Source organism: Acetonema longum DSM 6540 (assembly GCF_000219125.1).
In the GTDB taxonomy this organism is placed as follows: domain Bacteria; phylum Bacillota; class Negativicutes; order Sporomusales; family Acetonemataceae; genus Acetonema; species Acetonema longum.
The window spans coordinates 1-15,075 of sequence record NZ_AFGF01000038.1; the positions used below are offsets into that span (position 1 = coordinate 1).

General features: G+C 49.5%; 11 protein-coding genes and 1 pseudogene. 6 read left to right on the plus strand and 6 right to left on the minus strand.

Features of this window, described 5'->3' with window-relative positions:
- The 6 genes and pseudogenes from ALO_RS04550 to ALO_RS04575 all read right to left on the minus strand — a co-directional run.
- Positions 1 to 431 (minus strand): annotated as a pseudogene (locus ALO_RS04550) (hypothetical protein); the annotation flags it as partial.
- A 153-nt stretch (positions 432 to 584) separates the two neighbouring features.
- Complete coding sequence (locus ALO_RS04555) at positions 585 to 2,036, minus strand: glycoside hydrolase family 1 protein (RefSeq protein ID WP_004093321.1); 1,452 nt, start codon at positions 2,034 to 2,036, stop codon at positions 585 to 587.
- Positions 2,037 to 2,067: 31 nt separating this feature from the next.
- A complete protein-coding gene (locus ALO_RS04560) occupies positions 2,068 to 3,342 on the minus strand; it encodes a PTS sugar transporter subunit IIC (protein ID WP_004093322.1) in 1,275 nt (424 codons plus the stop codon).
- A gap of 28 nt (positions 3,343 to 3,370) precedes the next feature.
- Positions 3,371 to 3,664 (minus strand): PTS sugar transporter subunit IIB, encoded by a 294-nt coding sequence (locus ALO_RS04565; protein ID WP_004093324.1) that lies wholly within the window; start codon positions 3,662 to 3,664, stop codon positions 3,371 to 3,373.
- Positions 3,665 to 3,688: 24 nt separating this feature from the next.
- Entirely contained in the window at positions 3,689 to 3,997 is a 309-nt protein-coding gene (locus ALO_RS04570) for a PTS lactose/cellobiose transporter subunit IIA (RefSeq protein WP_004093326.1), read from the minus strand.
- A gap of 238 nt (positions 3,998 to 4,235) precedes the next feature.
- On the minus strand, positions 4,236 to 6,938 hold the full coding sequence (locus ALO_RS04575; RefSeq protein WP_004093328.1) for a sigma 54-interacting transcriptional regulator: 2,703 nt from the start codon (positions 6,936 to 6,938) through the stop codon (positions 4,236 to 4,238).
- 455 nt (positions 6,939 to 7,393) lie between these two features.
- On the opposite strand from ALO_RS04575, the gene ALO_RS04580 reads away from it, so the two are divergent.
- The 6 genes from ALO_RS04580 to ALO_RS04605 all read left to right on the plus strand — a co-directional run bounded on the left by ALO_RS04580 (position 7,394) and on the right by ALO_RS04605 (position 15,028).
- Positions 7,394 to 8,875 (plus strand): UxaA family hydrolase, encoded by a 1,482-nt coding sequence (locus ALO_RS04580; RefSeq protein WP_004093332.1) that lies wholly within the window; start codon positions 7,394 to 7,396, stop codon positions 8,873 to 8,875.
- Between the two features lie 151 nt (positions 8,876 to 9,026).
- A complete protein-coding gene (locus tag ALO_RS20695; protein WP_050806968.1) occupies positions 9,027 to 10,529 on the plus strand; it encodes a glycosyl hydrolase family 18 protein in 1,503 nt (500 codons plus the stop codon).
- Between the two features lie 102 nt (positions 10,530 to 10,631).
- Positions 10,632 to 12,029, plus strand: coding sequence for an NAD(P)/FAD-dependent oxidoreductase (locus tag ALO_RS04590; protein WP_004093336.1), 1,398 nt, complete (start codon positions 10,632 to 10,634; stop codon positions 12,027 to 12,029).
- 473 nt (positions 12,030 to 12,502) lie between these two features.
- The gene (locus ALO_RS04595; RefSeq protein ID WP_004093337.1) at positions 12,503 to 13,174 is read left to right on the plus strand and encodes a nucleoside recognition domain-containing protein; all 672 of its coding nucleotides are present in this window, start codon (positions 12,503 to 12,505) and stop codon (positions 13,172 to 13,174) included.
- On the plus strand, positions 13,164 to 13,637 hold the full coding sequence (locus ALO_RS04600) for a YjiG family protein (protein ID WP_004093339.1): 474 nt from the start codon (positions 13,164 to 13,166) through the stop codon (positions 13,635 to 13,637). The genes ALO_RS04595 and ALO_RS04600 overlap by 11 nt, the downstream gene beginning before the upstream one ends.
- A gap of 203 nt (positions 13,638 to 13,840) precedes the next feature.
- On the plus strand, positions 13,841 to 15,028 hold the full coding sequence (locus ALO_RS04605; protein WP_004093342.1) for an MFS transporter: 1,188 nt from the start codon (positions 13,841 to 13,843) through the stop codon (positions 15,026 to 15,028).
- Positions 15,029 to 15,075: the final 47 nt, after the last annotated feature.

Consider the following 15,075-nt stretch of genomic DNA (forward strand, 5'->3'; position numbering starts at 1 on the left):
AGTTTGCATGGGGGGTCACCTCCTTTCGTGGCATAATCTCTATGGTAAAAACTAAAACCGGCGCTATGGCCGGTTTTAGTTGGTATTGTCTCATTCCTGTCGACTACAATGATAATCCCCATTATCCATCCTCCATACCTATCGGGCATTTGGTCTGTCCATTGCAAAAAAACTTCAGCCAAATTTCCGGCATATGACACTCTTTGCCGGAGATAAATTTCCCTTGCTGCCACTAGCCAGCGGCGCTTACCACCTACAGGAAATTCATGGGGATAATCAATTTTATGTTTGGGGCTGCCTATGCCTTTGACTGTATTGGAGAACAAATGTTTCCTCCATATAACAACACAAAAATCAGGGTGTTTGTCACACTTTTTTTGTACTCTTTCTAAATTTTTTTTAGTCAGGTTCATTTTACAATGAACCATCACAATGAATTCCCATCCTCCCGTTTAAGAAGATCGAGAACATATATTCACACAAATACTTATCTTTTACTGCGAATTGTCATCTTTGGACACGGCCTGCTGCCGGAAACAGAACAGGCAGGCGAAATTCGCCTGCCTGCCACCCCTTTATTTTTTTCATTGCGTTTCTAAATTTTCACCGTTGCTTTCAATCACCTGTTTATACCAATAAAAGCTATCTTTGCGGTACCGCTTCAAATCTCTGAGATCGGTGTCAGTCCGGTTCACGTAAATAAAACCGTACCGCTTGCCGATTCCTTCTTTTACGCTGACAACATCAATAGCCGTCCAGGGGCAATAACCGAATAACTCGACCCCTTCGTTAATCGCAATCTGGCACTGTCTGATGTGCTCTCTTAGGTATTCAATCCGATAAGTATCATGGATTTTCCCGTCGGCCGTAAACTCCTCCGCCGCTGCGCAGCCGTTTTCGGTAATAATCAGCGGCACATTGTATTTTTCATATAAGTCTCTGAGAGTTGCCCGCAATCCAACCGGGTCAATAATGCGAAACTCGCCTTGCCTGATATGAGGATTCACGACTTCCTGCGCAATGCCTGCCTGTTTTTCCCGGGAAATCTTCCTGATATAACTTTGGCTGACATTGTACCGGGCCGCAACGTCGGCTGGTACTGTATACAGTTCTGCCGTTTCGGGATAATAGCGTACCGTATGCCCGCCGTAATAATTAAAGGCCAGGAAGTCCGGCCTGGCTTTCTTAAACAGTTCTAAATCGCCGGCCTCCATATCAGGCGCAATACCGCGCTCCTCCCAAAAGCTCCACAAGGCTTTCGGATAATAGCCTTTATACAGGGGATCGAGCGTTAGCCCGCTGCGCAGCAAATCATAGTCCCGGGCGGCAAGAACATCCTCAGGATTTGATGAAGCCGGATAAATGATGGTATTGCTTGGCGCCGAACCAATCTTTGCCTGGGGAAGAAGCTCATGGCATGATACCATGGCTTTCGCCTGGGCCAGCGTCATGTGGTGTCCCATTTGAAACCGCTGCTTGTCATCCTTAATCTTGCCGCCTAATAAATGATCGCCGAAAGCGATCCTTATATTTCCTTCATTGATCGTTAGCCAGTATCTGACTCTATCTCCATACCTTTTGAATAAAACCCGGCTGTATCGGTCAAAATCCTCGATACTCTGCCGGGAGGCCCAGCCACCGTATTCTTTAATCAAAGCTGCCGGCATTTCAAAATGGAAAATTGTAACGATGGGTTCAATGCCATATTTAAGGCATTCATCAATAACCGCATCATAATGCTGCAAACCCTTTTCATTTGGCTCTGGATCATTGCCCTTGGGAAAGATCCTGGCCCACGAAATGGAGAAACGGTACGCTTTCAGTCCCATCTCGGCAAACAAGGCAATATCCTCTCTGTACCGGTGGTAATGATCTACGGCAACCTTGAAATCGGCTACTCCCGCGGCCAGCTCCTGCTCATCCATGATACTAAGTCCCTTGCCGTCTTCATCCCATGCACCTTCCACCTGAAATGCCGCCGTTGACGCTCCCCATAAAAAATCTTTTGGGAAAGGCTTTAACATTTTATGTTCCATTGCTTTTTCCTCCCAAATAGCATAATGCGGGTTATGAGTTTTCGCGGTCATCCTGTTCCATTTTCAGTTTTTGTTCATCGAGTTTTTTGAAGAATGGATAATAGATAACAAATGAAAGTGCAATAATCAGCAGCTGCAACACCACGAACTTCCAGCTTCCCTGCATGAAGGCATTTATAACGATCGGTATGCCTAAAGCCGGGAAAATCCCTATCACGCGCGGTACAAGACCGGCAACGGTAGCCAAATAGGCTATGGTTACGCCAAGCACAGGCACGAGCACAAAGGGAATTGCCAGAATAGGATTTAACACAACCGGTATGCCAAAAATAAGCGGCTCATTGATCCTCACGAGAGAAGTCGGCAGCGCTATTTTACCAAGCATCCTCAACTGCTGGCTTTTGCTTTTAAACGCCATAAGAACATTGAGCGCAAAGGTGGAGCCAGCCCCGCCGATGATGCCGAAGACGACCCAGAAAGCCCAGCCGATGACGTGCGGCAATGGATCGCCATGCTGAAAGGCAGTTAGGTTTTCCAGATCCATAGCATAATAGATCGGTTTTACGATCGTTCCTACGACCATGGTGCCATGGATGCCAAACAGCCATAATAGATTCGCCATTAAAACCACAACGAGCAAGCCGCCGAAGGAACCGCCGATATTCTGAAGCGGCACTTGCAAGGAAGTATAAACGAAACTGTGAACATTTTCAAACGGGGTCAAGCGGAATAACCCGTTAATGCACGTAAAGACAATGATTACAATAAAACCCGGAATCAAGCCATTAAACGTATTGGCAACCGTTTGCGGTATACCGGCAGGCATTTGAAGACGCCAGTTATGCTGAACCACGAAAGTGTAAATGCGGGTGGAAACAAGGCCCACAATGATGGCGGCGAACAGACCCGCCGCGCCTAAATAAGTATAAGGCAGGGCCTTCACTTTATCCAGAACGGCAAACGGAGTTAACACCAGAAAACTCATCAAAGAGATAATGCCTACGGTTAAGCCGTCTTGCTCCAGAAGCTCGCCCAATTTATACGCAATCAAAAATGCCGCATACACCGCAATCATGTTGGTGGTCATTTCCGCCGGCAGTGCAATCAATTGTTTAAGCCCATGACTGGCCAAAAACTTTTGGTAGCCTTCTATCGGCATACTGGAAAACAACGTGGAAAAAGCGCCGATAATCAACACTGGCAGTAAACTGACAAGGCCGCTGGAAATCGCATTTAATTCCTTGTTTTGCTGCAGCTTTCCTGCCATCGCTTGTAATTTTTGGATAAATTCTTGACGATTTGTCATTTTCTTACCCTCCCGCGAACATTATTTTTTAGAGTTTCAACGCATCCTTCAGCACTTTTTCGCCGTTCATTGTGCCGTAATCAATGCTGTTGATCACCGCTACTTTTAGATGGCTGTAACGCTCTTTGACCTGCTGCTCAATGAAGCTCACCTGTGGTCCCAACAGCACAATATCGGTCTGATCGGCATATTTTTTGAAATTGCCTTCGGACATGGCCCGGATTTGTACCTCCAGGTTTTGCTTTTTCGCTGACTCTTCCATTTTTTGCACTAATACACTGCTTGAAAAACCGCCCATGCAGATTAACGCAATCCGTGTCATCCGACATTCATCTCCTTCTAATGTTTATGCGTTCATTTTTTGATACAAAGCTACAAACTGAATGGCTAAATCCCGCACCGTGATGGCATTCATCAAATGGTCCTGGGCATGAACCATTAACAAAGTGACTTGCTGACAATCACCTGACGCCTCTTTGGTCAATAAACCCGTCTGAGCTCCGTGAGCTTTGCTGATATGCTCGCCTGCTTCATCCAGCTTTGCCTGGGCCAAAGCGAACTCTCCCGTTTTTGCCAGTTCAATGGCCTCCATAGCCCTGCTGCGCGCATTCCCACCGTCAACAATGAGCTTCATCACCACTTCCATTATTTCCATTGCCGCCACCTCAGTTTCTGTAAATATACTTAACGCTTAATTAGTCTTGCATAATCTATGCCAAAACAGATCCGAGCAGTTGGGCAGCCGCTTACAGCGGCTGCTTTTATCTGTGTTAATAAAAACGTTATCTGTTTCGCCTTATAAAATTGACTGTTCCGTCTTCTAAACAGATTCAAAACAGATGAAGCTTCGCGCCATCAGGCACGAAGCTTCATCCCCTATATTCTATTCAGGCTTAATTCGATTCGAGCCGGTTGACCTTAACATGGTTGAAGAAATTAACAATATAGCAAACTTCATCGTCGGATACTATTACGCGATATTTCCGTTCCAGCAGAGAAACGGCCCGGCGCACCATCTGCGCCATAGCGGCATGCTCTGTCATAAATCTGTCTTTATTCTCAAAGGGTTCACCGGTCGCACCCGCAGACAGGCGGTCTATCATGCAGGCAAGATGCAGTGTCAGACCAATCAAGGCATTGGTGGGAACTTTGACGCCAAGCTGTTCACTCATCATTTGGTTAAATGCTTTGATTTCGTCCAGGACCTGAAACCCATCCACATGCTGCAACTGATGCGCCAGTGTTTCGCCCAGGGTATTGTAGGTCGTTTCCTCGTCAATCAATAATTGCAGCTTTTCTATGCCCTTTTTTCGCAGAACTTCCTCCAGATCAAATTGCGGTACCTGCACCCGTAAAGGAAAAGGAGTGACGGCGGCCACCAGCTGATATTTATTGGCAAGCCGATGCAGCCGTGTATAAATGTCTTCTTCGCCAACCAAATTGACGGGTATGATATCTAACATCTCTTGATTAAAATGCAGGTTCCGCTCCAGAACGGTCTGCAACACGCGGGCTGTTCCTTCTCCTGTTGTACAGACTGTGACAATAGCCAGCTTCCGGGCGTCAATCTCAGCCAGTCTGGCAGACTGCAGCTCATCGTCAATCAATAAATAAACATCCAGTACTTCGCGGTAAACCTCTTCCAGCGAGTAACCGAGCATAGCCTTGCGGGCTGCTTCCAGCACATGCAATGTGCTTACCAGCGGCAGGGTTTTTGTCTTGATTCGGCAGGTTTTTTCCAGTTCCTCGCCAAACGCTGTCAATGATCCCATATCTACCAGCAACAGGACATTCGCAATATTCTTTGATTCGTTGATATATGTTGTTATTCTGGCAATAACAGCTTGCGGTCTCTCATCCAGCGGCACGTTGAAACCAATAGCCACAGGAGCTCCCAGTAATGCGTTTGCGGTTTCCGCCATGGATGTCGCCGTTGACTGTCCATGCGCCGCGACAAAGACCTTGACATCCTTATTTCTTTGCTCCACGCCGCGGGAGCTATATACAAAAAACATGGCCAGATAACCCGCCTCATCTACCGGCAGGGATACTTCCATCACCCGCCCGATGATCTGCAGACAATCCAGCGCGACCGCAAATTCTTCACTGTGTTCAACTCGAATCCGGTTCAACTGGGGGTTAATGATTTTTTTCTTGTGCCGCAGCCGTTCAACGACATTATTAATGTGGGTCGCCAAACCATAATAGATGTGGTTCCCCAGCAGCCGGTTGAGGTTTTCTTCACTATAACGGATAATTTCTTCGGTTAAACGCAGTATTTGGGGACTCACTACATATTTTAGACTGGCTGTGTCATAATGGCGGTGTGCGTTATGGAAATACATCTGAAAGTATTCGTTAAAATCTTTTTCTATTTCTCGATCTAAGCTAGCGGCATCCAATCCCTGCGACTTCAATTCATGGATGCGGAGGTTGATCAGATCGTAAATATCCTGCTTCTCCGGCGCATCTTCAAATAACAGCTGATCGCTTTTGCCGTCAAATACCACATAACGGCGGTTGATGCCGACAATCTTGTTCCAAAGCTGGCGGTGCTCGGTTTCCATGAATAAACCGGCGGTAATCGCTGACGGCAGATCGCTGCTATTGATGCGGATTTCTTCTTTGCGGCGCGAAACATAGTCCGCATAAGCCCGGGCACAGGCTAAGCGGATATCCGATTTTAACTGTCCGATATTATTCGGGCATGAATAGCTGAGAAAAGCTTTCAACGAATTAACCGATACGCTGATGGGGCGGCCCAGGCGCGCTGATTCGTTGTCCATAAATAATTTGATTAAATGGAACCGTTCCTCAAAGCTGCGTTGACTCAGAGCCGGCAGTGAAATAACCATCGGAATACGGCGCGTAAACGTCCTCAGCAGAGAAGACTCCGGATTTTCGGTAGTTGCCGCGATAATCAGCACATTGGCCCGCCGCTCAACATCAGTCTCACCTAACCGGCGAAACATTCCTTTATCCATAAAGGTAAAGAAGAGTTCCTGGCCCTCCGGCGGCAAACGATGGACTTCATCCAGAAACAGAATACCGTTGTCCGCCTTTTCAATCAAGCCTGACTTATCTTCATCCGCCCCGGTGTAAGCGCCTTTTTTGCAGCCGAACAGCTGGCTGATTAATAATTGCGGATTATTGGCGTAATCGGCGCAGTTAAACAGCACAAACGGCGAATTCACCGGCAGGCGTTTTACCTCCTTGGCGTATGCATAAATCAGGTCCGCGAACATCGATTTGCCAACGCCCGTATCCCCCAAAATCATTATGTTCATGCCCTTCGGAGGATACAGGACAGCCGCTTTCGCCTGCTCAATGGCCGCAAACAGGCTGGGGTTATTTTTACACAAAAGGTCAAAAATCGTCTCGGTTTCAACTTTTTGTTCTATTTTGAACGGAATAAACAACACTGGCTTGCTTTTTATTTTTTCCGCTTTACCTTCAGCCACTAATTTGTTTAAATCACTGCTGACATTGGCCCGGCTCATGCCAAGACTATCAGCGATCTCAGAAGCTGTCAGCCCTTGACCGGCGTACAATTCTTTTAATTTTTCATAAACCAGCTCGATCCGCTTCATTTTCATATATACCTCCAATGTGCAGTGGAACCGCAATTTTTACCCGGCAGACACTCGATACCACGCCCATGTCGTATAGCTCAAAGCCATAGTACTTTATTTACCATCGAAATAATTCATATTCGATCGCAGCCACCTCATACGCAGCCTCTTTATCAGATAGTAAGAATTGTTCTACATTTTCCGTTGCTTCCCTTCTCGCTTGATCAGGCCCTGTGTCATCCCAAAATTGGATTATCATACATTTTTCCCCACGATATATTGTTGTTGTCGTCTTATATATTACCCGATATGCGCAGATCTTCCGACGCTTTTTACGAATTCATCAAATTCAACTTTATTATAACAGATATTACATTCGGGACAGCGGAACCAGCAACGCCAGATTTTGATTGCCGCCGCGCCCAGTATCACGGTATACTAAAATACAGAAAGTTATGAACAGGAGAGAGGGTGCCGGCATGAAAGTATTGCAGATCCACGAACGGGACAATGTAGCGGTGGCGATTGAACCCTTGGTCCAGGGGGAACGACTGACGGCGGGGGCCGTTTCAGTCCAGGCGGCTCAAGCGGTGGACAAGGGGCACAAAATCGCCCTGACCCCTATTACCAGGGGAGAGAACATCATCAAATACGGGTTCCCCATCGGCCATGCCCTGGAGGACATTCCGGCCGGCGCCTGGGTTCATACCCACAACGTGAAAACCAATCTGGGGGAAACTCTGGAGTATGAGTATCAACCGGGGGCGGTGGCGCCATCAGCCGCCTGCGGCCTGGAAACCTTCCGGGGCTATCGCCGTCCGTCCGGCCGGGTCGGTGTCCGCAACGAGATATGGATCATTCCCACTGTCAGCTGCGTCAACCGTCCGGCGGAAATCGCCGCCAAGCTGGCTCAAGAGCGATACAGCCTGGAAAATATCGACGGCATCTTTGAATTCAAACATCCTTACGGCTGCTCCCAAATGGGAGACGACCAGTTGAATACCCAGCGTATTCTGGCCAATCTGGTGAACCACCCCAATGCCGGCGGCGTGCTGGTATTGGGCCTGGGCTGCGAGAATAACAACATCGGCGAGTTCCAAAAAGTGCTGGGCTCTTATGATCCGGCCCGGGTTAAGTTCCTGGCGGCTCAGGATGTAGAGGATGAGATTGAGGCGGCGGTAGAAGCAATCGGCCAGTTGATCGATCATGCCAAGCAGTATCAGCGGCAGGAATGTCCGGCCTCGGAACTGGCCATCGGCCTTAAGTGCGGCGGATCCGACGGCTTTTCCGGCATTACTGCCAATCCCCTGGTGGGATACCTGTCAGACCGGTTAGTGGCTTGCGGCGGTTCCAGCATCCTGACGGAAGTGCCGGAGATGTTTGGGGCCGAGATCCTATTAATGAACCGGGCCGTCAGCCGGGAGGTCTTCGACAAAACCGTGAATCTGGTCAACGGCTTTAAACAATATTTTCAGTCCTATAACCAGGTCATTTATGAGAATCCGTCCCCCGGCAATAAAAAAGGCGGCATTACCACACTGGAAGACAAATCTCTGGGCTGTACGCAAAAAGGCGGCACCAGCCAGGTCGTCGATGTTCTGGACTATGGCCAGACCTTGCGGAAAAAGGGGCTTAACCTTTTAAACGGTCCGGGCAACGACATGGTGGCCGCCACCGTGCTGGCCGCCGCCGGCTGTCAGATGGTCCTGTTTACCACCGGCCGGGGCACGCCGCTGGGCACGGCTGTGCCTACCGTTAAGATTGCCACCAACAGCGATCTGTTCCGGCGCAAGCCTGCCTGGATGGATTTTGACGCCGGCCGTCTGCTGCGTGAGCCACGGGAACAGGTCACCGATGATTTTTTTGCCTATTGCCTGGCTGTTGCTTCCGGCCAAAAGACCAAAGCCGAAACAATGGGATTTCGGGAGATTGCCATCTTTAAAAACGGGGTTACGTTATAGCTATTGGATGTAAGTTTTTAACACAGCCCGCTGAGCAGGATTTAACCGTTCATAACGAGAATGAATTCGGGGTATGCCTATTACTGGCATACCCCGAATGATTGACGGCCTGTCCGGCGATCAAATCGTGAGACAGAGGAGAGATTCGAAGTTGAAACGACGCATGATACCGTATTGTCTGGCGCTGTTGCTGGGTGTTATCCTGCTGATGGCGTCCGGCTGCGCGCAGACAGACCAAAATCGCTACACCATTCTGATCGCGAAAAACGGCACTACCTATCCGGCCCATGCCTACGCCCGGCTAGGGGATGAAACCCTGCTGGTGCCGGTTAATGTCATTAAAGCCTACCTCTATCCGGACATCGTACTGGAAGGTCAGTTAAACCGGGCAAAAATTATGATCCGGCAGCCCCAGTTCCATATGGAGACCTCCGGCTTGGACCAACGGCTGCGGAATGGGGTTGAACTTTCTTTCCGCACTGAATTCATTGATAATGAATATTACCTGGACATCAGCGGCCTTGAAAAAATTTTGGGATTTACCGTTAGCCGGCAAGAGGATTTCCGGCAGGTTATTCTGGCCAATCCTGCCGATTATCCTGACCGGCAGTTGAATAAGACCCGTCCTCGCTGGACGTATAACGGAAAAATCAATCTTGTATGGGAAAATGTTCCTTTTAATAAACCGATTTCGCCTGATTTGGCCAAAGAAACCAAAATCAGCGGCTTGGATATCCTCTCCCCCACCTGGTTTGCCATTGCCAAAGACGGCAATGTGGTTAACAACGCCAGCCGCAAATACGTTCTGGACGCCCACCGCCTGGGATACAAGGTCTGGGCGCTGGTGCGCAACGGCGACTTTGACCCGGATGTCATGCGGTCTATTTTAACCAATGAGGTTGTCCAGGACAAAGCCATAGACCAGCTCCTGGTCTATGCTGCCCTGTATGATCTGGACGGCATTAATATTGACTTTGAAGATATTTATGAGGCTGACCGGGATCTGCTGACCGCCTTTGTGGCTCGGATGACCAAGGCGCTCCATGAGCAGAATCTGATTGTGTCCATCGATGTCACCGTTCCCTCCGAAACCCCCAACTGGTCCAAGTGCTATGACCGCCGGGGATTAGGCAAGGTGGTGGACTATATGATGCTCATGACCTATGACGAAACCTGGGCCGCCTCCCCGGTCAGCGGACCGGTGGCCTCTCTGGACTGGGTGGAAAAAGGCCTGAAAAATACTCTCGCCCTAGATGTGCCGCCCCACAAACTGCTTCTGGGCCTGCCTCTCTACAACCGGGAATGGCGGGAGGTTGCCAATGGCAGAGGCGGGATAAAAGCCAAATCAAAAACCTTTTACATGCAGCAGGTCCAGGATGTGATTCAGGAAAAGAATTTGCAGCCGGTATTTCTGGAAAATAAGGGATACCGCTATGTAGAATATCAGCACGACGGTGCTTTGCACCGGTTCTGGGTGGAAGAACCGGAGTCCATTGCCCGGAAGGTGACCTTGGTTGCAAAATATGATCTGGCCGGAGCGGCTTCCTGGCGTCGGGGATTTGAAGTCCCGGCGGTGTGGCCGATCCTGGAACAGGCATTAAAAGGGCCAGGGCGAACAGACCCGAATGAGCCGTTTTCCCAAAACGCACCCTGACTTTCGAAACGCAGTCATATTTTGCTGGCATATCTTTTGATTATACTATATAATATTGAAGGTTAAAGCAGTTGAAAGCGGCAACCGGAAAGGAGAGCGGTAATGTCTTTACAACAGTATGACATAGCGATCATCGGGGGCGGCCCTGCTGCGATTTTCGCGGCCTATGAGCTAGTCAGCGCCCAACCGGGAATCAAATTGGTCCTGATTGAGGCCGGACATGACATTTATAGCCGTAAATGTCCCATTGCCGAGAAAAAAGTGGCGACCTGCATAAACTGCAAACCCTGCAATATCATGCGGGGCTTTGGCGGCGCCGGCGCCTATTCCGATGGCAAATACAACTTTACTACAGCCTTTGGCGGCTGGTTGAATGAATATCTTCCCGACCAAAAGGTCATGGACCTGATTGAATATGTGGACGGGATTAACTTAAAATACGGTGCCCCGGCTGAATATTTCAGCACTAAGGGCAGCCAGCTGGGCAAACAGGCCCTGGCTTATGATCTGCATCTTTTGGATGCAAAAGTCCGTCACCTGGGAACGGAAAACAATCTGCACATTCTGGAGCAGCTCTATGAATACCTGAAAGTCCGGGCCACCATCCTCTGCAACGTGGCGGTAACGGCCATCAGCCGGGCCGGGAACGAGTTCAGCCTGGAACTGGCGGGCCGGGAACCGATCCAGGTTCCGTACCTGATAGCAGCGCCGGGACGGGCCGGATCGGAATGGTTTTCCGGCCAGTGCAAGAATTTAGGGCTGTCCCGGTTTAATAACCAGGTGGATGTAGGGGTTCGGGTGGAAATACCGGCTGAGGTCTTCCAGCATATCACCGACGAGGTCTATGAAGCCAAGCTGGTGTACCGGACAAAGCAGTACGGAGACCTGGTCCGGACCTTCTGCATGAATCCCAAGGGATATGTAGTGGCGGAAAATACCGATGGCATTATTACCGTGAACGGGCACAGCTACCGGGATGAAGCCCTTCACAGCAAAAATACCAACTTCGCCCTGCTGGTCAGCAACCGGTTCACGGAGCCCTTCAATGAGCCTCACCAGTACGGCAAACGGATCGCCTCTTTCTCCAACATGCTGGGCGGCGGCGTTTTGGTCCAGCGGTTCGGCGATCTTATCAAAGGACGGCGCACCAATGCCCACCGCCTGGCCCAGAGTTTCGTCGTGCCCACCCTGGAAGCGGTGCCGGGAGACCTGAGTCTGGTCCTGCCCAAGCGTCACCTGGACAATATCATCGAAATGATTTACGCTCTGGATAAACTGGCGCCGGGCATGGCTAACAACGACACCCTGCTCTATGGTGTCGAGGTTAAATTCTACAGTTCCCGTCTCAAACTGACCTCGGAACTGGAAACTGAACTCCCCAATATGTTCGCCATCGGCGACGGGGCCGGCGTAACCCGCGGCCTGTCCCAGGCAGCAGCCAGCGGCGTTCATGTGGCCCGGATCATCAATCAGCGCCTGGATGAAAATAAAGGATCATAAAATGCTCAAAAGGCTGCTCCGCTAAATCGGCAGGGAGCGGCCTTTTTCATGGGTTTGTTCCGGTCTAAGATGACATTTGCGCATCAGCTGGTAAGACTTCGAAAGCGTGTCGGGGGACGGGATTGTTGAGTATGAGGAGCGGTTCTCGAGAGCTGCTTAACCCAAAGGAAAAGGGTGACTCGGAGGGACGGTTCCGATGCATCCCAGTCCCAAATAACCGACTTTCCTTGCATATAGAAGTTGTACAATTCAATGACTCTTGACAATGGAAGCACCTCCATATCTGGTTGTACTGAGTAAGACAATATTCTTTAAGTATATCGAACAACTCAAGAGAAAGAAACGGATATGTATTTTATTTGAAAACATATGGTCTTATTGAAAAGACAAATGAGTAATTTCCATTGACTTATTTCTGTATAGGCCGTATAATTTTGATTTATCATCCAAACCTTGAAGTGGGGGAGATATTCATGTCAGAGGAAAAAGAAAGACAAGCTGCAAATGAGTGGAAAGTCGGACCCGTTGCGTTCATTTCGTTGCTTGTTGCGATTCTGTTTTTTTCAGGTCTTTTTATGAAAATTGATGGTATGAAGTGGCTTAGCGCCTTCGATTTTACTACCTTGGGCGGCACTTTCGGCACGATGAAGGAGCCGGCCAAGAACACGTTTCTGGGCGCCGGGGGCGTGAGCGCCAAAGCCGGCTTCTTATTCGCTTTATCGTTGGTGCCTACCGTTATGCTGGCTTTGGGGTGTTTGGAAATTTTTTCGCATTACGGAGCAATCCGGGCTGCCCATAAACTGCTTACGCCATTCCTTAAACCTTTATTGGGCATCCCCGGACTTACCGGTCTGGCGCTTATCACAGACCTGCAGAGCACTGATGCCGGCGCTGCCTTAAGTAAGGAATTATATGACCAAAAGCAGATCACAAAAAAAGAATTGGTCATCATGGGGGCTTGGCAGTATTCCGGCGCCGGGCTGATTAACAATTATTTTGCCATTGGCTCTGCGTTGTTTGCAGCCCTTACGGCCCCGGTCATCATTCCTTTGGTGCTGATGTTTGTCTTGAAATTTGTCGGAGCCTTGTTTGTTCGGTTCGTTTTAAACGTGGTGTATAAGGAGGATTTCCGTAATGAGCAATAATACGAAAACTGCGGGATCTAACAATCCTTTTGATATATTTGTCGTCGGTGCCCGCAAGGGATTCCAGATTGCGACAAATAATTTAATGCCCAATGTGGTTATGGCTTATGTAATTGCCGAAATCCTAAACCTTGTTGGCGCTATGCAGTTTATTGGTCAAATTTTTGCTCCTTTGATGGGCATATTTGGGCTGCCGGGAGAGGCCGTTACCGTCCTCTTGACCAGCTGGCTTTCCTCTTCGGCCGGGACCGGCATTGCCGTCAGCCTGCTGGCTAAGGGAATAATCAACGGCACGCATGCAACCATATTAATCCCTGCTATTTTTCTGATCGGTTCTCAACTGCAATACATGGGACGCTTGTTGGGCGTTGCCGATGTCCCGCAGAAATACTGGCCGCTGCTGATGCTGGCAAGTGTTATTAACGCTTGTATCGCCATGATTATCATGCGTTTTATTGCTTAGTTTTTTGATCGGGCTTCTCCGGCAACAAAAAGTAACTCCGTTTCGCCATTTGGCGGACGGAGTTATCTTTTTACGTAAGCGAAACCCACATGCTATAGAGTATTGCGCAATGCATGATTTCTCCAAATTTTTGGTTTCTGTTGACAACACCAAGAGCAAGTGGTAATTTAGCATCGACATCAGATGATGAAATGAGGGATAAAATGCGAAACCGTTTTGTATGGCTGTTATCCGCCGGGCATCTGTTCACGGATCTGAATCAGGGCGCTTTGCCGGCCATGCTGCCGTTTCTTATTGCCGAGTACAATTTGAGTTATGCTTCCGCTGCCGGCCTTGTTTTTGCGGCCAACTTTCTTTCCTCCATCGTACAGCCGCTATTTGGCTATTACGCGGATAAAAGCTCCAAGCTCTGGCTGATGCCGGTGGGGATCTTATTCGCCGGCTGCGGTTTGGCGGCGGTGGGGTTTCTCTCAAACTACTGGCTCATGTTTGCGGCCATTATGGTGAGCGGCATCGGGATTGCCGCCTTTCACCCGGAAGGGGCGCGAATGGCCAATAAGGTTTCCGGCGCCAAACAGGGGACCGGGATCAGCATCTTTTCCCTGGGTGGCAACGCGGGATTCGCCTGCGGACCGGTGATGATCACCGCTTCCCTGTTGTTATGGGGCTTGAAGGGGACCCTGATCCTGATTGTGCCTGCAGTCGTTATGGCGGCGATTATCGCCTCCCAGATCAAAAATTTGCAACCATATCAAGCCCCCGCCCCTAAACTGGACGCCCAGCAGGCTCAACCGGCGGAAACTGATGAATGGGCGCCTTTTTCCCGGCTCACTGTGGTGGTGTTTTGCCGTTCCATTATGTTTCACAGCCTGAATACATTTCTGCCTCTGTACTGGATCCATGTACTCCTGCAATCTAAAGCCGCCGGCGGCACTGCCTTAACGATCCTTTTTACGGTAGGGGTGGTGAGCACCTTCCTGGGCGGACATTTGGCCGACCGCTTCGGCTACAATAAGATTATCCGGATCGGATTTGTCGCGCTGGTTCCTTTTTTAGCCGTTTTTACCATGGCGAACAATGCTGCTTTGGCCACGGCACTGCTGATTCCTCTCGGCGTGACGCTTTTCGCTGCCAACAGCCCCCTGACGGTTCTGGGGCAAAAATACCTTCCCAGCCGGGTGGGGCTTGCTTCGGGGGTTACCCTTGGCCTGGCGGTAAGCGTAGGCGGTGTCACCGCGCCGCTGGTGGGATGGTTTGCGGATCATTACGGCCTGTCGCTGGCGCTGCAGCTCCTTACCGGCCTGTCGGTCATAGCGGCAGTCATGGCATTTACTCTGCCAGTGCCTCGCTCTGAAGCAAAAGACCTGAAAAATAGGACCATTGTCCGGTAGTGATCTGAGATTACTCATTATATAGTATATAGATATATTTGTAGATA